19 protein-coding genes are annotated in these 19,329 nt (G+C 66.5%); 8 read left to right on the top strand and 11 right to left on the bottom strand.

Annotated features, from left to right (window positions below):
- Window positions 1–128: 128 nt before the first annotated feature.
- On the bottom strand, window positions 129–1,034 hold the full coding sequence (locus ACWKWX_RS19160) for a TauD/TfdA dioxygenase family protein (RefSeq protein WP_483828576.1): 906 nt from the start codon (window positions 1,032–1,034) through the stop codon (window positions 129–131).
- Window positions 1,035–1,183: 149 nt separating this feature from the next.
- Between ACWKWX_RS19160 and ACWKWX_RS19155 the strand changes: the two genes are divergently transcribed.
- The 4 genes from ACWKWX_RS19155 (at window position 1,184) to ACWKWX_RS19140 (ending at window position 6,331) form a co-directional block, all read left to right on the top strand.
- Window positions 1,184–2,104 (top strand): LysR family transcriptional regulator, encoded by a 921-nt coding sequence (locus tag ACWKWX_RS19155; RefSeq protein WP_416421548.1) that lies wholly within the window; start codon window positions 1,184–1,186, stop codon window positions 2,102–2,104.
- A 180-nt stretch (window positions 2,105–2,284) separates the two neighbouring features.
- Complete coding sequence (locus tag ACWKWX_RS19150) at window positions 2,285–3,883, top strand: ABC transporter permease (protein WP_483828575.1); 1,599 nt, start codon at window positions 2,285–2,287, stop codon at window positions 3,881–3,883.
- A 5-nt stretch (window positions 3,884–3,888) separates the two neighbouring features.
- Window positions 3,889–4,704: an ABC transporter ATP-binding protein gene (locus ACWKWX_RS19145; RefSeq protein ID WP_483828583.1), complete on the top strand. Its 816-nt coding sequence runs from the start codon at window positions 3,889–3,891 to the stop codon at window positions 4,702–4,704.
- 16 nt (window positions 4,705–4,720) lie between these two features.
- Window positions 4,721–6,331, top strand: a complete 1,611-nt coding sequence (locus ACWKWX_RS19140; protein WP_483828574.1) for an arylsulfatase — start codon at window positions 4,721–4,723, stop codon at window positions 6,329–6,331.
- Window positions 6,332–6,421: 90 nt separating this feature from the next.
- On the opposite strand, the gene ACWKWX_RS19135 is transcribed toward ACWKWX_RS19140, so the two are convergent.
- A complete protein-coding gene (locus ACWKWX_RS19135; RefSeq protein WP_483828573.1) occupies window positions 6,422–7,495 on the bottom strand; it encodes a fatty acid desaturase in 1,074 nt (357 codons plus the stop codon).
- 100 nt (window positions 7,496–7,595) lie between these two features.
- Here ACWKWX_RS19135 and ACWKWX_RS19130 point away from each other — a divergent pair, with 100 nt between their 5' ends.
- Window positions 7,596–8,600, top strand: coding sequence for an AraC family transcriptional regulator (locus ACWKWX_RS19130; RefSeq protein ID WP_416421552.1), 1,005 nt, complete (start codon window positions 7,596–7,598; stop codon window positions 8,598–8,600).
- Here the strand turns inward: ACWKWX_RS19130 and ACWKWX_RS19125 are convergent.
- Together ACWKWX_RS19125 and ACWKWX_RS19120 are read right to left on the bottom strand one after the other, a co-directional pair.
- On the bottom strand, window positions 8,548–9,972 hold the full coding sequence (locus ACWKWX_RS19125) for a heavy metal sensor histidine kinase (RefSeq protein ID WP_483828572.1): 1,425 nt from the start codon (window positions 9,970–9,972) through the stop codon (window positions 8,548–8,550). The two genes, ACWKWX_RS19130 and ACWKWX_RS19125, sit on opposite strands and share 53 nt — an antisense overlap.
- A complete protein-coding gene (locus tag ACWKWX_RS19120) occupies window positions 9,965–10,639 on the bottom strand; it encodes a heavy metal response regulator transcription factor (RefSeq protein ID WP_476296320.1) in 675 nt (224 codons plus the stop codon). Before ACWKWX_RS19120 ends, ACWKWX_RS19125 begins: the two co-directional genes overlap by 8 nt.
- A 135-nt stretch (window positions 10,640–10,774) precedes the next feature.
- Here ACWKWX_RS19120 and ACWKWX_RS19115 point away from each other — a divergent pair, with 135 nt between their 5' ends.
- Together ACWKWX_RS19115 and uraH are read left to right on the top strand one after the other, a co-directional pair.
- Window positions 10,775–11,242 (top strand): GlcG/HbpS family heme-binding protein, encoded by a 468-nt coding sequence (locus ACWKWX_RS19115; RefSeq protein WP_416421555.1) that lies wholly within the window; start codon window positions 10,775–10,777, stop codon window positions 11,240–11,242.
- A gap of 11 nt (window positions 11,243–11,253) precedes the next feature.
- Window positions 11,254–11,649 (top strand): hydroxyisourate hydrolase, encoded by a 396-nt coding sequence (uraH, locus tag ACWKWX_RS19110; RefSeq protein WP_081719224.1) that lies wholly within the window; start codon window positions 11,254–11,256, stop codon window positions 11,647–11,649.
- 101 nt (window positions 11,650–11,750) lie between these two features.
- Here the strand turns inward: uraH and ACWKWX_RS19105 are convergent, their stop codons facing one another.
- A complete protein-coding gene (locus tag ACWKWX_RS19105; RefSeq protein WP_483828571.1) occupies window positions 11,751–12,440 on the bottom strand; it encodes a Crp/Fnr family transcriptional regulator in 690 nt (229 codons plus the stop codon).
- A gap of 91 nt (window positions 12,441–12,531) precedes the next feature.
- Here ACWKWX_RS19105 and ACWKWX_RS19100 point away from each other — a divergent pair, with 91 nt between their 5' ends.
- Window positions 12,532–13,056: an Mpo1 family 2-hydroxy fatty acid dioxygenase gene (locus ACWKWX_RS19100; protein WP_483828570.1), complete on the top strand. Its 525-nt coding sequence runs from the start codon at window positions 12,532–12,534 to the stop codon at window positions 13,054–13,056.
- 60 nt (window positions 13,057–13,116) lie between these two features.
- On the opposite strand, the gene ACWKWX_RS19095 is transcribed toward ACWKWX_RS19100, so the two are convergent.
- The 6 genes from ACWKWX_RS19095 to dibA form a co-directional block, all read right to left on the bottom strand.
- The gene (locus tag ACWKWX_RS19095; protein ID WP_416421558.1) at window positions 13,117–14,106 is read right to left on the bottom strand and encodes a sulfate/molybdate ABC transporter ATP-binding protein; all 990 of its coding nucleotides are present in this window, start codon (window positions 14,104–14,106) and stop codon (window positions 13,117–13,119) included.
- Between the two features lie 3 nt (window positions 14,107–14,109).
- Entirely contained in the window at window positions 14,110–14,979 is an 870-nt protein-coding gene (gene cysW / locus ACWKWX_RS19090) for a sulfate ABC transporter permease subunit CysW (RefSeq protein WP_416421559.1), read from the bottom strand.
- 14 nt (window positions 14,980–14,993) lie between these two features.
- Entirely contained in the window at window positions 14,994–15,812 is an 819-nt protein-coding gene (gene cysT, locus ACWKWX_RS19085; protein WP_416421560.1) for a sulfate ABC transporter permease subunit CysT, read from the bottom strand.
- Between the two features lie 160 nt (window positions 15,813–15,972).
- Window positions 15,973–16,986: a sulfate ABC transporter substrate-binding protein gene (locus ACWKWX_RS19080; RefSeq protein WP_416421561.1), complete on the bottom strand. Its 1,014-nt coding sequence runs from the start codon at window positions 16,984–16,986 to the stop codon at window positions 15,973–15,975.
- Between the two features lie 57 nt (window positions 16,987–17,043).
- Window positions 17,044–17,226 (bottom strand): sulfur starvation response protein OscA, encoded by a 183-nt coding sequence (gene oscA / locus ACWKWX_RS19075; RefSeq protein WP_007941032.1) that lies wholly within the window; start codon window positions 17,224–17,226, stop codon window positions 17,044–17,046.
- A 203-nt stretch (window positions 17,227–17,429) separates the two neighbouring features.
- On the bottom strand, window positions 17,430–19,322 hold the full coding sequence (dibA, locus tag ACWKWX_RS19070) for a phosphodiesterase DibA (RefSeq protein WP_483828569.1): 1,893 nt from the start codon (window positions 19,320–19,322) through the stop codon (window positions 17,430–17,432).
- Window positions 19,323–19,329 lie beyond the last annotated feature (7 nt).

The raw sequence follows: 19,329 nt of genomic DNA, 5'->3' as shown, positions 1-19,329 counted from the left end.
GAGGTGAATGGCGGTTCTGCTGCTACACGTGCTTATCAACACTGCTGCCGAACAACCTGCCATTCACCGCTCTCACCCCAGATTCTATTCCCTTCTCTAGACACAAGCTGCCGAAGGCTGCGTCGCCTTTAGACCCCCCGCGTAGTCACGCTACGCTGCCCCGCCACGCCCACCGGCACTTCGCCCTGCAGGGTCACGCGGCGCACGATGCGCTCCTGGGTGCCGTAGTCATCCACCGCGTAGTGCTGGGTGGCGCGGTTGTCCCAAATGGCCACGTCGCCGGTGCTCCAGCGCCAGCGCACGGTATTTTCCAGGCGCACCACATGGCTTTGCAGCAGGCCGAACAGGTGCGCCGAATCGCTCGAGTTGTAGCCCTTGATGCGCTTCACGAAGTGCCCCAGCAGCAGGGTTTTCTCGCCGCTGATGGGGTGCACGCGCACCACCGGGTGCTCGGTCTCGTACACCGTGGAGGTGAACACCTTGCGGTAGTGCTCGAGCTTTTCTGCCGAGACGTCGGGCTTGGCCGCGGCGTAGTCGTATTCGTTGCTGTGCACCGCCCAGAGCTTGTCAGCCAATTCCTGCAGGGGCGCCGGCAGGTCGTTGTAGGCCGCGGCGGTGTTGGCCCACACGGTGTCGCCACCGGCTGCCGGGGCAATCACCGAGCGCAGGATGGAGGCCTTAGGGTAGGCATCCACGAAGGTCACGTCGGTGTGCCAGGAGTTGGCGCGCTGGCCGTCGGCGCCGCTCAGTTGCATCAGGTAACGGGTGCCGTCACGCACCGGCACGGTGGGGTGGGCGATGGGCTCGCCGAGCAAATGAGCGAAGGCCTCCTGGCTCTGGTCGTCGAGGTGGGCCTGGCCACGGAAGAAGATCACCTTGTGCTTCACCAGCGCGGCCTGGATGGCCTCGACGGTGGCGGCGTCAAGGTCGGCGCCCAGCTGGATGCCGCGGATCTCGGCGCCGATGCGGCCGGCAACCGGGTGGATATCCAGCGCAACGGCGGTGGGGTTCGTGGCGAGTGTGGCAGTGCTCATGGTTGGACCCTCTTCTCTCTATGCATATAAGCATTAGTTCTAGATGAATCACCAATGCTTCGTTGACGGAATAAGAGCTTGCATTTAAAACCTCAACCCACCCGCTGTACCAATACCTTCGACCTATTTTTCAAATGCCGGGAATGCATATGGATCTGCGCCAGCTGCGGTACTTCATCGCCCTCACCGAACACCGCAGTTTTGTCCGCGCCGCCGATGCCATGGGCATCACCCAGCCGGCGTTCAGCCGCAGCATCCAGGGCCTGGAGCAGGAATTCGGCTGCGTGCTGGTGGACCGCGGCAACAAGGACCTGCGCCCCACCCCGGAAGGCCAGGTGGTGCTGCAGCACGCCCTGAGCCTGGTGCAGGGCGCCGCGCTGCTGGCCAGCGAAGTGACGCAGATGACCAAGCTCGACGCCGGCGAACTGCGCTTCGGCTGCGGCCCGGCGCCTGCCGTGCGCCTGGTGCCGGACGCGATATCGGCGTTCGTGCGCGCCCACCCCAAGGTGCGCACCTGCTTCGAGGTGAACAACTGGGAGAAGCTGAGCCGCGCCCTGAGCCGCGAGGAAATCGAGTTCTTCATCGCCGACATCCGCCACTTCGAGGCCGACCCCAACTTCCAGACGCAGCCGCTGACGCCCAAGCGTGGCGCGTTCTTCTGCCGCCGCGGGCACCCGCTGGTGAACAAGGAGAGCCTGTCCACCAACGACATGTTCGACTACCCGCTGGCCGCCACGCTGATCCCGCCGGGGGTGCGCAAGCTGCTGGCGAACCTGAGCGGCAAGACCGACTTCAGCCCGCATATCCAGACCGAGCACATGCCGACGCTGATGAAGATCGTGCTCAACTCCGACGCCATCGGCCTGTGCTCGGAGGAGGGTTTTGACGAGGACAACCTGGAGGGCGAGCTGGTGCGGCTGCACTGGCGCAACCTGCCGCAGAACCTGGAAAGCCTGAGCGCGCGCTGCGGCATCGTCAGCCGCATGGGTTTCCGCCTGTCACCGGCGGCGCGGGCGATGATCGACACCATCATGGCAATCGATGCGCAGCCTGCCGCCAAGGCGGGTTGAAGGCAGCCTACAGCCCATGCATCTGGCGCATGGGAAATATTCCCCGAATGCATTGGATGCCTTGCGCGCTTGGGCCTTAAATGGCACCTCTTATCTCCATATCTATCATTAAAAAGTTTTTATATATCGGATAAGAATAAGCAAATAGCCCTACGCAGTAGCCGACAACGGAGGTCTGACATGGCCCGCGAATCGCTTCTCAGTGTGCCCCTGGCAACGCCCCCCGCCGCCCGCCGGCGCACCGGCCCTGGCCTGGGCCAACGCCTGCAACCCCTGCTGCTGCCCGCCGCCCTGTTCGTGTTGTGGTGGCTGGCCGCACGCAACCACTGGATGAGCGAGCAGATACTGCCCGCGCCTTCGCTGGTGTGGCAGAGCGCGCTGGACCTGGCCGGCAACGACCTGCCGGCCAACCTGTGGATCAGCCTGCAACGGCTTTGCTGGGGGCTGCTGGCCGGCATCCTCGGCGGTGCGCTGCTGGGTGCCTGGATGGGCGCCAGCCGCCGTGCCGAGCGCCTGGTGCTACCGACCTTCACCGCCCTGGCGCAGATCCCGACCCTGGCCTGGATTCCGCTGTTCATGGTGTTCTTCGGCATCGGCGAACTGCTCAAGCTGGTGGTGCTGATCAAGGCTATCGTCGTGCCGGTGACCCTGCATACCCTGGTGGGCGTGCGCGACGCGCAACCGCGGCTGCGCGAAGCCGCCGCCGTGCTGCGCCTGCCGCCGCGCCTGCTGGTCCGCCGGCTGGTGCTGCCGGCCGCCCTGCCCTCGTTCATGGCCGGCGTGCGCCTGGCCTTGGGCGCCGGCTGGTCGTCGCTGCTGGCGGTGGAACTGCTGGCCTCCAGCGAAGGCATCGGCTACCTGATGGTGTGGGCGCGGCAGCTGTTCATGCTCGATATCGTCTTCGTCTGCGTGGTGGTGATCGGCGTCATTGGCGTGGTCATGGACAAGGGCATTGCCCTGGCCGACCGCAAGCTGGTGCACTGGCCCCATGCGGCCACCGCGGCGCTGCCGCGTACCACCCACAGCCAGGGCCTGGACCGCCTGGTGCCGTGGCTGCTGCCCGCCGCGCTGCTGGTGCTGTGGCAGCTGGCGAGCCAGCTGGCCTGGGTGGACGCCAACATTCTGGCCGCGCCGCTGGCGGTGCTGCACACCACCTGGGCGGGCCTGGCCGACGGCTCGCTGCTGACGGCCATGGGCCTCAGCCTGGGCCGCACCCTGGCCGGCCTGCTGCTGGGCGGCGGGCTGGGTTTTGCCCTGGGGCTGCTGCTGGGCCTGTCAAAACCTGCCGAGCGGGTGTTGGGCCCCAGCCTGGGCGCCCTGCGCCAGATCGCCATCTTTGCCTGGGTACCGCTGATCACCGCCTGGTTCGGCCTGGGCGAACCAGCCAAATGGGTGTTCGTGGCCCTGGCGGCGTTCTTCCCGCTGTTCATCGCCACCCACCGCAGCGTCGCCAGCCTGTCGCCACAGCTGGCCGAGGCCGCCCAGGTGCTGCGCCTGAGCCTGTGGCAACGCCTGCGCCGGCTGGTCCTGCCGGGTGCCGCGCCGGGCATCTTCGCCGGCCTGCGCCTGAGCCTGATCTACGCCTGGCTGGGCACCATCGGCGCCGAATACTTCATGCCGTCCAACGGCGGCATCGCCAGCCTGATGCTCGGCGCCCAACAGCTGATGCGCATGGACCTGATCATGAGCGGCATGCTTTTGGTCGGCATCACCGGCGCCCTGCTCAACGCCCTCGGGCAACGCATCGAAGCGCGCGCCACGCGCTGGAGACACGCATGAACGCACTGACCCACCCCATCGTCAGCTTCAACCACGTCGGCAAACAGTTCGACGTGGACGGCGGCACCCTGGAAGCCATCCGCGAGTTCAACCTGCAGATCGCCGAGGGTGAGTTCGTCGCCATCGTCGGTTCCAGCGGCTGCGGCAAGTCCACCCTGCTGCGCCTGCTGATCGGCCTGGACACCGATTTTCGCGGCGAGATCCAGGTCGACGGCAAGCCCGTGACCGGCATCGGCAGCGAGCGCGGCATCGTCTTCCAGGAACACCGGCTGTTCCCCTGGCTCACCGTGGAAGAAAACATCGGCCTGGGCCTGGTCAACGAGGCCCTGAGCAACGAGCAGCGCCAGCGCCGCGTGCAGGACTTCGTCAACCTGGTGGGCCTCAAGGACTTCACCCGCGCCTACCCTCACCAGCTCTCGGGCGGCATGGCCCAGCGCGTGGCCATCGCCCGCGGCCTGGTGGCCAGCCCACGGATCCTGCTGCTGGACGAGCCGTTCGGCGCCCTCGATGCCCTGACCCGCCAGCAGATGCAGGACGAGCTGCTGGCCATCCGCGAGCGGGCGCGCATCACTACGGTGCTGGTCACCCACGACGTCGAGGAAGCGATTTTCCTCGCCGACCGCGTGGTGGTGATGGAACCGCGCCCGGGCCGCATCAAGCGCGTGGTCGAGATCGACCTGCCGCACCCGCGCCAGCGCAGCAGCTTCGAATTCCACCAGCTGCGCGAAGAGCTGCTGCACGAACTGACCAGCGACGACCAGTACGTCGCGCCCAACCCGGTGCAGATCCGCGATCTGCCGCCGGCTTTCATCGCCTGCTGAGCAAAGGAACCGCACGATGCCCCAACGTCCCAATTTCCTCGTGATCCTGGCCGACGACCTCGGCTTTTCCGACATCGGCGCCTTTGGCAGTGAGATCGCCACCCCGCACCTGGACCAGCTGGCGCTGGCCGGCCTGCGGCTGACCGACTTCCACACCGCGCCCACCTGCTCGCCGACCCGCTCCATGCTGCTGACCGGCACTGACCACCACATCGCCGGCATCGGCACCATGGCCGAGGCGCTGACGCCCGAGCTGATCGGCAAGCCGGGCTACGAGGGCTACCTGAACGACCGTGTGGTGGCCCTGCCGGAGCTGCTGCGCGAGGCCGGCTACCAGACCCTGATGAGCGGCAAATGGCACCTGGGCCTGACGGCTGAGCTGGCGCCCCATGCGCGTGGCTTCGAGCGCTCGTTCTCGCTGCTGCCGGGCGCGGCCAACCACTACGGCTTCGAGCCCACCTACGACGACAGCACCCCGGGCCTGCTGCGTTCCACCCCGGCGCTGTACATCGAGGACGACACCTTTCTGGATGAGTTGCCCAAGGACTTCTATTCCTCGGACGCCTTCGGCGACAAGCTGCTGCAGTACCTGAAGGAGCGCGACCAGAGCCGGCCGTTCTTCGCCTACCTGCCCTTCTCCGCGCCGCACTGGCCGCTGCAGGCGCCGGCCGATATCGTCGCCAAGTACAAGGGCCGCTACGACGCCGGGCCCCACGCCCTGCGCCAGGAGCGCCTGGCCAGACTGCGCGAGCTGGGGCTGATCGACGAAGCCACCGAGGCGCACCCGCTGCTGGAACTCAATGCCGAGTGGAGCAAGCTCGACGACAGCCAGCGCCAGGCCTCGGCGCGGGCCATGGAGGTGTACGCCGCCATGGTCGAACGCATGGACTGGAACATCGGCCGGGTGGTGGACTACCTGCGCCAGCAGGGCCAGCTGGACAACACCTTCATCCTGTTCATGTCCGACAACGGTGCCGAGGGCGCGCTGCTCGAAGCCTTCCCCAAGTTCGGCCCCGAGCTGCTCAGCTACCTGGACGCCCACTACGACAACAGCCTGGAGAACATCGGCCGCGCCAACTCCTACGTCTGGTACGGCCCCGGCTGGGCCCAGGCGGCCACCGCGCCGTCGCGGCTGTTCAAGGCGTTCACCACCGAGGGCGGCATTCGCGTGCCGGCGCTGATCCACTACCCGCCGCTGGCGCGGCAAAAGCAGATCGGTCATGGCTTCGGCACGGTGATGGACGTCACCCCGACCATTCTCGACCTGGCCGGCGTGCGCCACCCGGGCACGCGCTGGCGCGGCAAGGAGGTGGCGCCGGTGCGCGGGCGTTCGTGGCTGGGTTACCTGTCGGGCGAAACCGCCAGCGTGCACGACGACAAGACCGTGACCGGCTGGGAGCTGTTCGGCCAGCGCGCCATCCGCCAGGGCGACTGGAAAGCGGTGTGGATCCCCGGCCCGGTGGGCCCGGCCACCTGGCAGCTGTACGACCTGAGCCGCGACCGCGGCGAGGTGCACGACCTGGCAGCCAGCCACCCGCAGAAGTTGGCGGCGTTGATCGGCGAGTGGCAGAAATACGTGGAAGAAACCGGGGTAATCCTCAGCAAATCCCCCTTCCAGCCCGACTAACCCCGTAGCAGCTGCCGCCAGGCGGCGTCCGCAGGCACCGCGCACCTCCCGATGCAACGCGGCGCTTGCGGACGCGGCCTGCGGCCGCTGCTACGGGTTGGCTTGCGCTACCGGGGCGGTGGCTTCATCCGCCACCGGCGTATAGCGGTTCGCCCGCGTGAACGTGCCGAAATCATTGAAGCGCACGCCCATCTCCGCCATCACCTTGTGCGCCACCCCCGCCGTCATCTGCCGAATGTAGAAGGGTTCCTTCACCACGAAGTGGTGGATGCCGTGGGTGCTGCCGAAGTTGAAGCAGAACGCGTGCAGCGGCCACAGCCACCAGGCGTTGAGCACCTGGGTCTGCTGCATCACGTTGCCCAGTTCCACGTCGCCGTAGTAATGCATGTTCGAGCTGATGAAGTGCAGGCAGAAGGTGCGCAGCACGTTGGGGCCGACGATCACCACCACCGCCACGTTTACCACCTGCATGGCCGCCAGCGTGCCCGCCGACCAATCAATGGGCGCGCCCAGCAGCCAGGCGACGCCGTTGGCGGCATGGAAGCCGAGGAACACGTACCAGGTGCCCCAGTTCAGCAGCGCCAGCGGTGCATAGACCCGCAGGGTGCGCTTGAGGATGCTCCACTTGTGCGCCCAGGTCTTGGCCCGCAGCATGCGGATCAACGACGACATCACGTTGTCGCCCACCATCAGCAGGCGGACGATGCCCCAGGGCTCGCCGTTGGTGATGGCGCGCTCTTCCATGTCGGTCTCGGTGCCCGAGACCTTGTGATGGTTGAGGTGCAGGTGGCGGCGGATCCACGGGTTGATGGTGCTTGGCCGCGCCAGCCACACCAGCGCCAGCATCAAATTGTGCGGCACCCGCTGCTTGCGGAAATACATGCTGTGGATCAGGTCATGTTCCAGCTCGTGGGTCAGCGAAGCGAAGAAGGCGTTCAGCAGCAGGCACGCCCACCAGGCCATGTAACCCTCGATGTAGAGCGCCGCGCTGCCGATCATGCCGGCCAGGGAGAAGGCCAGGATGCTGGCGCCGATGGCGTCCTGGTGCTTGAGTATCGGGTAGCGGCGGCGCAAATCGTCACCCTTGGCCATCACCACCTGGCGAATATGGGCGCTGCGTTGCTGTGCATTCAGTCTGTCGGGGCTTGCACAAGTGCGGTCCATGCTTCCATCCTCTTGTTATGGATGGAACGACTCTGACTCAGAATCAGCCAAGGAACGCTAGCCATGGACGCCAACCTGTTGACCTCAGGCGCCATTCGTCATGACTGAACCGACCACGCTCGCCAGCTGGACCCGCGCCTTGCGCAAGCAACTGGACGCACTGGGCCTCGACAGCGCCACGCTGTGCGAGAAGGCCGGCCTCGACCTGCAGCACATGGACGACCCCAAGGCCCGCTACCCGCTGTCGGCCACCACGCGCCTGTGGCAACTGGCGGTGCAGGCCAGCGGCGACCCGGCCATCGGCCTGCGCGTGTCGCGCTACGTCAGCCCCACCACCTTCCATGCCCTGGGCTATGCGCTGGTGGCCAGCGAGAACCTGCGCGAGGTGTTCGAGCGCATCGTGCGCTACCACCAGGTGGTCAGCGACGCCGTGGTGCCGCACCTGAGCCGGGAAAACGGCCGCTACGTGTTCCGCCTGGAGGTGCCCGAGGGCAGCCCGCCCCCGGCGCCCGAGGCCATGGACGCCTTCGCCGCCATCTACGTGCGCACCTGCCGCAACCGCCTGGGCCGCGACTACGCGCCGCTGGGGGTGTGGCTGACGCGCCCGCCGCCGGCCGACCCGACGCCCTGGCACACGGTGTTTCGCGCCCCGGTGCACTTCAACGCACCGCACAACTGGCTGGAATTCGCCTGCGTGGACTTCGAATGCCACCTGGACGACGCCAACCCCGAGCTGGCCGAACACAACGAAGCGGTGCTCAACCGCACCCTGGAGCTGCTGCACCCGCTGACCTGGGAGCGCCGGGTGCGCAATGCCATCGAGCACCACCTGCCCAACGGCGTGCCCTCGGCCGACCAGATCGCCGAGTCCATGCACCTGAGCCTGCGCAGCCTGCAGCGCCACCTGGCCGACGAAGGCTGCCGCTACGACGCGCTGCTGGACCAGTGCCGGCAGAACCTGGCGCTGGCCTACCTGCGCGACGCTGAAGTCACGCTTACCGAGATTGGTTTCCGCCTGGGCTTTGCCGACGCCAGCAGCTTCAACCGCGCCTTCAAGCGCTGGACGGGGCTGTCGCCGGGGCAGTTCCGCGATCGGATGGTGTGAACGCCAGGCTGAACACCGTGGCCTGCGCGTCACTGCTGACCGTCACCTGGCCGCCATGCAGCTGCATGATCGACTGCACGATGGCCAGGCCCAGGCCGCCGGAGTTCCCCGGTTCGGCCCGTGAGGCGTCGACCCGGTAGAAGCGGTCGAACAGCCGGCCCAGGTGCTGCGGGGCGATGGGCTCACCCTGGTTGCTGACGGTCAGTTGCGCATCAGCCCGCGCCAGGACCACCGTGCTGCCAGGCGTGGCGTGGCGCACGGCGTTGGCGAGCAGGTTGCCCAGGGCCCGCTGCAGCAGCTGCAGGTCGGCGTCCAGGCAGCCATGCAGCTGGTTGTCCAGGCGCAGCTGGCGGTCGTCGGCCAGCGCCTCGAAGTACGCGCACAGGTCTTCGCCCAGCTCATGCAGGTCCACCGCCTCCCGGTTGAGCAAGCGCTGGCCATGGTCGGCGCGGGCCAGGAACAGCAGGTTCTCGACCATGCGGTTGAGGCGCTCGAACTCTTCCACGTTGGAGGCCAGCAGCTCCTGGTATTCATCGCTGCTGCGCGGCTGGCTGAGGGCCAGGCCGTTGCTGCCCAGCAGGTTATGCAGGGGCGTGCGAATCTCGTGGGCCAGGTCGGCAGAGAACTGCGACAGGCGCCCGAAGCTGTCGTCCAGGCGCGCGAGCATGCCGTTGAGGGCCTGCACCGGCTCGTGCAGTTCCTCGGGAATGGTGCGCCACTGCAGGCGCCGGTCGAGGCTGCGCAGGTCGATCTGCGCCACGGTGCGGGCCATCTGCCGCAACGGCCGCAAAGCCCGGCGCAACAGCAGCAGGCCCACGGCGAACGCCAGCAACGCGCCGGCCCCAGCCGCCAGGTACACCCGCAGGCGGTAGCTGGCCAGCATCGCTTCGCGCTCGGCCAACTGCTTGCCCACCACCACGGTCAGCGCTTCGCCCCGCGGCCCCTGGGCCTGGCCGGCCAACAGCAGCAAAGGCGTAGCGCCAGGCGCACGCCAGTCGTGGATATCGGCAGGCTGCGGGCTGCGTTGCTCGGGGATCGGCGCCACCTGGGGCACCTGCTGGCCGCGCGGGTTGATGGCGATAACCGGGGTGCCATCGGCGCGGTTCACCAGCAACAGGCTTTCCTGGTTGCCGAGCATGTTCTGGTAGAGCCGGGGGCGCTGTTGCAGGGCGTCGAGGCTGTCGCTGTCGTGCAGCAAGGCGCGCACCTGCTCCAGGCGGCCCAGCAAGGCCTGGTCGTCGCGGTAGATCAGTTCCGCTTCCAGGCTGCGGTACAGGAACACCCCCGCCACGCCCAGCACCAGCGCGCACACCGCCGCGAACGCCAGGGCCAGGCGCCAGGCCAGCGACGGGCCGCGGGCCGGCTCACTCATCGGGGCCGTCCAGCTGGTAGCCGACGCCACGCACGGTGTGGATCAGCTTGGGCATGTAGGGATCGTCGATTTTCGCCCGCAGGCGGCGCACGGCCACTTCGACCATGTTGGTGTCGCTGTCGAAGTTGAGGTTCCACACCTGCGAGGCGATCAGCGTGCGCGACAGCACCTCGCCACGGCGGCTGGCCAGCAGCTGCAACAGGGCGAACTCCTTGTTGGTCAGGGCAATGCGCTGGCCGGCGCGGCTGACCCGACGGCGCAGCACGTCCAGTTCCAGGTCGGCGATGCGGTAGTGCTCGACCTCGCGCGTAGGCCCGCGGCGCAGCAGCGTGCGCACCCGCGCCAGCAGCTCGACGAAGGCGAACGGTTTCACCAGGTAATCATCGGCACCGAGCTCCAGGCCGCGCACCCGGTCCTCGATGGCGTCCTTGGCGGTGAGGAACAGCACCGGGGTGTCGCCGCGCTGGCGGATCAGCTTGAGCAGTTGCCAGCCATTGAGCCCGGGCAGCATGACGTCGAGGATGATCAGGTCGTAGGCCTGTTCCTCGATGAAGTGCCGCCCGTCCAGGCCATTGAGCGCCACGTCCACGCTGAACCCGGACTCACCCAGGCCCTTGGCCAGGAACCGTGCGGTCTTGGCTTCGTCTTCCACCACCAGCAAATGCATCGTACACCTCGTTTGCGCTGGCCATAGGCTAGGCCGGTTGGCGGCGCTTGCCCATTACAAAGTTGTAATCAGGCTGACGGGGTTCTGTGGGCATGCGCCCAGTAGCCTGCCGGCACCTGATTACGGAGCCGTCCCATGCCGCTCAAACCCTTGCTGTTCAGCCTGGCCACCCTGGCCTCCCTGCAGGCCCAGGCCGCCCTGCCGCAACACCCCGAGCTGGACCTGGCCAACGCCCGCCGGCTGGTGGACGCCGCGCCCTGCCACGCCGCCATCGCCGTGCTGGACCGCGGTGGCAACCCGATCCTGGCCCAGCGCGCCGACGGCGTCGGCCCGCACAACGCCGATGCGGCGCGGCGCAAGGCCTACACCGCGCTGTCGACCAAGACCCCTACCCGCCTGTTCGCCGAGCGCGCCCGCAACAACCCCGAGGCCGCCAACCTCAACACCCTGGGCGAGCTGTTGCTGCTGGGCGGCGGCATCCCGCTGTTCGAAGGCCGCGAACTGGTGGGCGCCCTGGGCGTGGCCGGGGCCGGCGGCGCCGAGCAGGACGAACAATGCGCAACCACAGCCGCCAGCGCCCTGGGCCTGGCCATTCACCCTTGAAGGAGCTACCGATGAAACTGATGCTGGCCCTGGGCCTGAGCACCCTGTCGAGCCTGGCCATGGCGGCCAACCCGCTGAGCGTGCACGTGTTGAACCTGGAGAACGGCGTGCCGTCGCCGGGCGTGGAAGTGACCCTGGAGCAGCACGTGGGCAAGGACTGGCAGATGCTGGCCCACGGCACCACCAACGAGCAGGGGCGCATTGCCGAGCTGTTCCCGGCGGACCACACCTTCGTGCAGGGTGAATATCGGGTGGTGTTCAAGACGGGCGATTACTACAAGCGCGTGGGGCATGAAACGTTCTTCCCGGAGATACCGGTGATCTTCCAGGTGAAGCAGACTGATCAGCATTACCACATTCCGCTGCTACTGAGCCCGTACGGCTTCAGCACGTACCGCGGTTCGTAAAAAGCACCCCTACCCTCTGTAGCAGCGGCCGCCAGGCCGCGTCGCAGGCACCGCGATGTAACTGATGTTCCGCGTGGGCCCGACGCCGCCTTCGGCAGCTGCTACAGGGTTGCGGCGTGCTTGAGGGCATTGAGGTTGAGGATTTCGATTTCGCCGTAGGCGAGCCTGAGCACGCCCTGGTGTTCCAGGTCCTTGAGGATCTGGTTGGTGGTCTGCCGCGACAGCGACAGCATCATCGCCAGCTGTTCCTGCCCCAGGCGAATCACCCGCCGGGCGCCGTCCACTTCGCCGTAGCCCTGGGCGATCAGCAGCAGCCGGTGTGCCAGGCGCGGGGCGGCGGCCAGCAGGCTCTGCTGTTCGAGCATGACGAAGGCCAGGCGCAGCTTCTGGCTCATCAGCAAGGCAAATTCCCGCCAGTATTCGGGCGTGGCCGCCAACAGCGCCAGCAGCGCGGCCTGAGGCACCCACACCAGGGTGCAGGGCTCGTCGGCATAGGCATCGTGGGTACGCGGCTGGCCGTCGAACAGGGCAATTTCGCCGAACCACTGCGGCGCCTCCACCAGCGCCAGCAGCGCCTCCTTGCCCTGGGCGTTCACCGCGCCGATGCGCATGGCGCCCTCCACTACCGCATACAGGCCACACGGCGCATCACCGCGCTGGAACAGGCAAGCCCCTGCCGGCAGGCGGCGCACCCGGGCGGCCGCCAGCACACTATCCTGAAGCGTGGGTGGCAAATGCGCGAACCAGTGCCCGGTCAGCAGGCGCGGGCGCCAGGCGGTGACGTCGTTCATGAAGCCTCTCGTACAGGTTTGTCGGCTAGCCGACAGAGCATGGGCCAGCGAACGGGCATGATCAATCATCACCCACCCTGAGGGCACAACAATGAAAAACCTCGTGCAGCACCTGAGCCAATACGCGGCCTACCACCGCGACCCGCGCAATATCGCCAGCCATTTCATCGGCATCCCCATGATTGTCGTCGCCGTGACGGTGCTGCTGTCGCGGCCCGGCGCCTGGCTGGCCGGCCTGTGGGTGAGCCCGGCGCTGTTCGTGGCGCTGGCCTCGGCGTGGTTCTACCTGCGCCTGGACAAGCGCTTCGGCGCGCTGATGACGCTGCTGCTGGGGCTATGCCTGTGGGCCGGGCAAGCGCTGGCGGTACAGGCCACCCTGGTGTGGCTGAGTGCGGGGCTGGGGCTGTTCGTGGTGGGCTGGGCGATTCAGTTCGTCGGCCACTATTGGGAGGGGCGCAAACCGGCGTTTGTGGATGACGTGGCGGGGTTGATCGTGGGGCCGTTGTTTGTAGTGGCGGAGGCCGGGTTCCTGCTGGGGCTGCGTACCGACCTCCAACTGCAGATCGAAACCACCGTAGCCGCTGCCGAAGGCTGCGCTGGCCCTGTGCTGCACTGAAGATCTCCAGTGTAGGTGAAGGCCAGCGCAGCCTGGCGGCAGCGGCTACGGGTTGCGCGTCTAGATGGCGGCAACCTTCTGCCAGACCTTGGGCTTGAAGAACAGTGTCTCGCCCTTGGCCAGGCCGGTCAGGCTGTCGTGGTCCTTCACCACTTCGGCCTCGATCAGGTCTGGCTGGCCTTCCACCTTCAGGGTCACCCGGGTGGTGGCGCCCAGCGGGCGTATGTCGCGCACTTCGGCGGCGTGGTGGCCTTCCACCTCGGAGCGTGACAGCGACACCTCGTGCGGGCGGAACAGCACGTGGTTGTCCTCGCCCAGGTGCAGGCGGTTGGAATCACCGAGGAAGTGGTAGACGAAATCGCTGGCCGGGTTTTCGTACACCTGGCCCGGCGAGCCGATCTGCTCGATCACGCCCTTGTTCATCACCACGATGCGGTCGGCCACCTCCATGGCTTCTTCCTGGTCGTGGGTGACGAACACCGAGGTCAGGTTGATATCTTCATGCAGGCGCGCCAGCCAGCGGCGCAGCTCCTTGCGCACCTTGGCGTCGAGGGCGCCGAACGGCTCGTCCAGCAGCAGCACCTTGGGCTCCACCGCCAGGGCGCGGGCCAGGGCGATACGCTGGCGCTGGCCGCCGGACAGCTGCTCGGGGTAGCGGTCGGCCAGCCAGTCCAGCTGCACCATGTTCAGCAACTCGTGGACCTTCTCGGCGATGCGCGTCTCGTTGGGGCGCTCGCCCTTGGGCTTCATGCGCAGGCCGAAGGCGACGTTGTCGAACACGGTCATGTGGCGGAACAGCGCGTAGTGCTGGAACACGAAACCGACGTTGCGGTTGCGCACGTCGGTGCCCGACACGTCCTCGCCATGGAAGACGATGCTGCCATCGTCCGGCGTTTCCAGGCCGGCGATGATCCGCAGCAAGGTGGTCTTGCCGCAGCCCGACGGGCCCAGCAGGGCCACCAGCTCGCCACTCTGGATGTCCAGATTGATGGAGTTCAGGGCCTGGAAGGCGTTGAAGCGCTTGCTGACATTACGAACTTCGATCGACATGAATTATTCCTCCGCTGCGCTGTGGCGCAGGCGGTTAATACGGTTCTCGCTCCACTGCTTGAGCAGCAGGATGAAGAGCGCCATGACCAGCAGAAGGCTCGCGACCGCGAAGGCGGCGACGTGGTTGTATTCGTTGTAGAGGATCTCGACGTGCAGCGGCAAGGTGTTGGTGACGCCGCGGATGTGCCCGGACACCACCGACACCGCGCCGAACTCGCCCATGGCCCGCGCGGTGCACAGCACCACGCCGTAGATCAGGCCCCACTTGATGTTCGGCACGGTGACATGCCAGAACATCTGCCAGCCGTTGGCGCCCAGCAGGCGCGCGGCCTCTTCTTCCTGGGTGCCCTGCTCCTGCATCAGCGGGATCAGCTCACGGGCGACGAACGGCACGGTGACGAAGATGGTCGCCAACACAATGCCTGGCAGGGCGAAGACGATCTGGATGTCATGGTCGGCCAGCCACGGGCCAAACAGGCCCTGGGCGCCGAACATCAGCACGTAGACCAGGCCGGCGATCACCGGCGACACCGAGAACGGCAGGTCGATCAGCGTCACCAGGATGGCCTTGCCACGGAACGAGTATTTGCTCACGCACCAGGCGGCGCTGACGCCGAACACCACGTTGAGCGGCACCGAGATCACCACGGCGATCACCGTCAGCTTCAGCGCCGACAGCGCGTCGGGCTCAAGGATGGCGGTGAAGAACTCGCCCACGCCCTTGCTCAGGCCCTGGGACACGACGATGAACAGCGGCAACAGCAGGAACACCGCGAACACCAGCCAGCCCAGGCCGATCAGCACCGTGCGCGACAGTGCGCTGCCCCGGCGGGCGGCGTTGGCGCTGGTAGCAGCAATGGAAGATGCAGACATTTTCAGCGCCTCCTTCAAGGGGTTTCGATGCGCCGCTGCAGCAGGTTGATCAGCAGCAACAGGATGAAGGAAACCACCAGCATCATCACGCCGATGGCGGTGGCGCCGGTGTAGTCGTACTGGTCCAGCTTGACCATGATCAGCAGCGGCAGGATCTCGGTCTTCATGGGCATGTTGCCGGCGATGAAGATCACCGAACCGTACTCGCCCACGCCCCGGGCGAACGCCAGGGCGAAGCCGGTGAGCCAGGCCGGCAGCAGCGCCGGCGCGAGGATGTAGCGGAACACCTGCAGCGGCTTGGCGCCCAGGCAGGCGGCGGCTTCCTCGACTTCACGGGGAATGTCGGCCAGCACCGGCTGCACCGTGCGCACCACGAACGGCAGGGTCACGAAGGTCAGCGCCAGGGTGATGCCCAGCGGGGTGTAGGCGATCTTGAAGCCCAGGCTCTCGGCGAACTGGCCGACCAGGCCGTTGGGGGTGTACAGCGCCGTCAGGGCGATGCCGGCCACGGCGGTGGGCAGCGCGAACGGCAGGTCGATCATGGCATCGATGATCTTGCGCCCGGGGAAGCTGTAGCGCACCAGCACCCAGGCCAGCAGCGTGCCGATGATGCCGTTGACGATGGCCGCGCACAGGGCGGTGCCGAAGCTCAGCTTGAGTGCCGCCAGCGTGCGCGGCGAGCTGACGATGGCCCAGAACTGGTCGAAGGTGAGCTGGGCGGCATGGACGAACATCACCGCCAGGGGAATCAGCACAATCAGGCTGAGGTACACCAAGGTGTAGCCCAGCGTCAGCCCGAAGCCGGGTATGACGGGGGAGATACGACGCGACATAAGTGTCCTTGGTACTGGATTGGTAAAAACCCCATGGTGGCGGATGCAGGTGTGGGAGCTGGCTTGCCAGCGAGCTTTTTGGCCTCAAAAGCTCGCTGGCAAGCCAGCTCCCACAATGGTCCATCACAACGGGGAAAGGCCCCACCAGGAGGCCTTTGGATTACTGCGCCTGGTAAATCTGGTCGAACACGCCGCCGTCGTTGAAGAACTTGGGCTGTGCGGTTTTCCAGCCGCCGAAGTCCTTGTCGATGGTGGCCAGGCTCTTCACTTCCTGGAACTGCTTGGAATACTGGGCCGCCACGTCCTTGTCACGCGGGCGGTAGAAGTTCTTCGCCGCGATCTCCTGGCCTTGCTTGCTGTACAGGTGCTCCAGGTACGCCTTGGCGATGGCTTCGTTGCCTTTTTTCTCGGCGTTTTTCTCGACCACGGCCACCGGCGGCTCGGCGAGGATCGACACGGACGGCACGACGATGTCGAACTTGTCCTTGCCGCCGTCTTCCTTCAGCGCCAGGTAGGCTTCGTTTTCCCAGGCCAGCAGCACGTCGCCCTGGCCGTTGTTGACGAAGGTGATGGTCGAGCCGCGGGCGCCGGTGTCCAGCACGGGCACGTGCTTGAACAGGGTCTGCACGTATTGCTTGGCCTTGGCTTCGTCACCACCGTTGGCCTTCAGGCCGTAGGCCCAGGCAGCCAGGAAGTTCCAGCGCGCACCGCCAGAGGTTTTCGGGTTCGGGGTAATCACCGAGACGCCGTCCTTGATCAGGTCGTTCCAGTCATGGATGCCCTTGGGGTTGCCCTTGCGCACCAGGAACACGATGGTCGAGGTGTACGGGGTACTGGCGTCCGGCAGCTTGGTCTGCCAGTTTTCCGGGAGGGTCTTGCCCAGCTTGGCGATTTCGTCGATGTCGCCGGCCAGGGCCAGGGTCACCACGTCGGCGCGCAGGCCGTCGATCACGGCGCGGCCTTGCTTGCCGGAGCCGCCATGGGACTGCTTGATGTCGACCTTGTCGTCGGGGTGGGCTTGCTTCCAGAAGTTCACGAACTCGGCGTTGTAATCCTGGTACAGCTCGCGCGTCGGGTCGTAGGAAACGTTGAGCAGCTCGTAGTCCTTGGCGACCGCAGAGCCTGCGAACAGCGCACTGGCGAGCGCCGCCAGCGCGTAATGACGGATAGACATGGTGAAGCTCCTGGATGACTCTTGATTATTATGTTGGCGTTGTTATGGCAGGATCATTCAGCTGGGCTTGTTGCCCGGATTCTGCAGGCGGAATTTTTCCTTCCGCTCGATTTGCACCACTTGGGCGTTGTGCACGGTGATTTCCACGGCGCCGAAGCGCAGGTCACGCAGCGCGCTCTGGATTTCGCGCAGAATGGTTGCTTCGTCCTGACCGTCGACGCTACGCAGAGATGCGCTCATGATCATGCTCCTTGGGTGAGAGTTGCCTTGAGCGCCATAGTAGATAGGCAGGGTTATACTTAAAAATACTATTTAAGAATGCCCATATAACCAAATTTCAAACCGTGGGACGCGGCCTGCGGCCGCTGCTACAGGGGCCGCCAAATCAAACCGTGGACGTTACGGACGTTGCGCAAATCGCGTAGCAGCGGCCGAAGGCCGCGTCAGGCCCAACGCACATCCGCGGCCGGCACCGGCCGCCCGAACCAATACCCCTGCCCCAATTCGCACTGCTGCTCCAGCAGGAACCGCGCCTGTTCCGGCTGTTCGATGCCCTCGGCGTGCACCTGCATGCCCATGCTGCGCGCCAGGGCGATGATGACCCGGACGATGGCGGCATCGTCCTCGTCCAGGGGCAGGCCGGCGACGAAGCCCTGGTCGATCTTCAGTTTCTGCACCGGCAAGCGCTTGAGGCGCAGCAGCGACGAGTAGCCGGTGCCGAAGTCGTCGATGGACAGGCGCAGGCCCAGCTCGCGCAGGCGGTGCATCTGCTCCAGCGCCGACTCGGGGTCTTCCATCACCGCGCTTTCGGTCACTTCCAGCTCCAGCCGCGCCGGGTCCAGGCCGGTTTCGGCAAGGATGCGCGCCACCTGCTGGTACAGGTCCTGGCGGCCGAACAGCCGGCTGGAGACGTTCACCGCGATGAAGTCCAGCGAGTGCCCATCGGCCTGCCACTGGCACATCTGCCGGCAGGCGTTGGTCATTACCCAGGCATCGATTTCGGCAATCAGGCCGCTGCGCTCGGCGATGGGGATGAACTCGCCTGGCGGAATCAGCCCACGCTCGGGGTGCAGCCAACGCACCAAGGCTTCGACACCCACCAGCTGGCCGCTGGCCAGGTCATGCACCGGCTGGTAATGCACGCGCAGTTCTTCCTGGGCCAGGGCGCGGCGCAGTTCGGCGGTCATTTCCACGCGCTGCTGGGCGTGGGCGGTCAGCTCCTCGGTATAGAGGGCGTAGCCGCCACGGCCGTTGCCCTTGGCCTTGAACAGCGCCGAGTCGGCGTTGCGCAGCAGTTGCTCGGGGCCCAGGGCGTCATTGGGGAACAGGCTGATACCGATGCTGGCGCTGATGAACAGGGTGTGGCCGTCGAGCAGGAACGGCTGCTTGAGGCCGTCGATGATCGACTGCGCCAGCAGGGCCGCGTGGGCAGCCTGGGGCGAGTCTTCCAGGAGCACGGCGAACTCGTCGCCGCCCATGCGCGCCAGGGTCATGCCGCTGCCCAGCAGGCCCTGCAGGCGCTCGACCACAGCCTTGATCAGGTGGTCGCCGGTGGCGTGGCCGAGGCTGTCGTTGATGCTCTGGAAGTGGTCCAGGTCCAGCAGCAACAGCGCGCAGCCACGCTTGTTGGCCTGGGCGGCGGCCAGGGTCTGCTCGGCGCGGTCGTGGAACAGCAGGCGGTTTGGCAGTTCGGTCAGCGGGTCGTGCTGGATGAGGTGCGCGCGCTCGCGTTCGGAATGCTTCAGCGCGCTGATGTCGGAGAACACCGCCACGTAGTGGCTGACGTGGCCGGCGTCGTTGGCAATGGCGCGGATGGTCTGCCACTGCGGGTAGATTTCGCCGCTCTTGCGCCGGTTCCAGATCTCGCCGCTCCAGCTGCCCGTCTGCTCCAGGCTGTGGAAAATCTGCCGGTAGAAGTCGATGCCATGGCGGCCGGACTTGAACTTGCTGGGGTTGTGGCCCAGCACTTCGTCCTCGCGGTAGCCGGTGATGTCCATGAACGCGCGGTTGACGTGCACGATGCTGCCCAGCCGGCTGGTCACCAGCACCCCTTCCAGGGTGCTGTCGAACACCGCCGCGGCCATGCGCAGGCGCTCGCGCTGGATGCGCCCGGCGTCGCCCAGGCCAAACCAGCGCAGCAGCCTGGCGCGGGCCAGGAAGATCATGGCGGCGGTGGCCAGCACCCAGACATAGCCGTTGATCAGCTGCCAATGCAGCTGGCGCGCCGAATCATCGAAAAGGCTGCTCAATATTTGATCAGTCAGCACCAGCCAGATGACCGAGGCCAGCAGGTAGAGCAAGGCGGCCCGCAGGGCCCCGCGAGAAGTACCAGGCATAAAAATG

This window comes from Pseudomonas imperatae (genome assembly GCF_057128625.1).
This window is presented reverse-complemented; position numbering and strand designations above follow the sequence as displayed.

Bases quoted from the DNA above. Each gene is read 5' to 3' on its own strand.
- ACWKWX_RS19150 (WP_483828575.1), top strand. From the start codon at position 2,285: ATGGCCCGCGAATCGCTTCTCAGTGTGCCCCTGGCAACGCCCCCCGCC.
- ACWKWX_RS19125 (WP_483828572.1), bottom strand. From the start codon at position 9,972: ATGAGTGAGCCGGCCCGCGGCCCGTCGCTGGCCTGGCGCCTGGCCCTG.
- cysW (WP_416421559.1), bottom strand. From the start codon at position 14,979: ATGTCTGCATCTTCCATTGCTGCTACCAGCGCCAACGCCGCCCGCCGG.
- cysT (WP_416421560.1), bottom strand. From the start codon at position 15,812: ATGTCGCGTCGTATCTCCCCCGTCATACCCGGCTTCGGGCTGACGCTG.
- ACWKWX_RS19140 (WP_483828574.1), top strand. From the start codon at position 4,721: ATGCCCCAACGTCCCAATTTCCTCGTGATCCTGGCCGACGACCTCGGC.
- ACWKWX_RS19100 (WP_483828570.1), top strand. From the start codon at position 12,532: ATGAAAAACCTCGTGCAGCACCTGAGCCAATACGCGGCCTACCACCGC.
- dibA (WP_483828569.1), bottom strand. From the start codon at position 19,322: ATGCCTGGTACTTCTCGCGGGGCCCTGCGGGCCGCCTTGCTCTACCTG.
- ACWKWX_RS19135 (WP_483828573.1), bottom strand. From the start codon at position 7,495: ATGGACCGCACTTGTGCAAGCCCCGACAGACTGAATGCACAGCAACGC.
- ACWKWX_RS19115 (WP_416421555.1), top strand. From the start codon at position 10,775: ATGCCGCTCAAACCCTTGCTGTTCAGCCTGGCCACCCTGGCCTCCCTG.
- oscA (WP_007941032.1), bottom strand. From the start codon at position 17,226: ATGAGCGCATCTCTGCGTAGCGTCGACGGTCAGGACGAAGCAACCATT.
- ACWKWX_RS19160 (WP_483828576.1), bottom strand. From the start codon at position 1,034: ATGAGCACTGCCACACTCGCCACGAACCCCACCGCCGTTGCGCTGGAT.
- ACWKWX_RS19080 (WP_416421561.1), bottom strand. From the start codon at position 16,986: ATGTCTATCCGTCATTACGCGCTGGCGGCGCTCGCCAGTGCGCTGTTC.
- ACWKWX_RS19095 (WP_416421558.1), bottom strand. From the start codon at position 14,106: ATGTCGATCGAAGTTCGTAATGTCAGCAAGCGCTTCAACGCCTTCCAG.
- ACWKWX_RS19130 (WP_416421552.1), top strand. From the start codon at position 7,596: ATGACTGAACCGACCACGCTCGCCAGCTGGACCCGCGCCTTGCGCAAG.
- ACWKWX_RS19155 (WP_416421548.1), top strand. From the start codon at position 1,184: ATGGATCTGCGCCAGCTGCGGTACTTCATCGCCCTCACCGAACACCGC.
- uraH (WP_081719224.1), top strand. From the start codon at position 11,254: ATGAAACTGATGCTGGCCCTGGGCCTGAGCACCCTGTCGAGCCTGGCC.
- ACWKWX_RS19120 (WP_476296320.1), bottom strand. From the start codon at position 10,639: ATGCATTTGCTGGTGGTGGAAGACGAAGCCAAGACCGCACGGTTCCTG.
- ACWKWX_RS19105 (WP_483828571.1), bottom strand. From the start codon at position 12,440: ATGAACGACGTCACCGCCTGGCGCCCGCGCCTGCTGACCGGGCACTGG.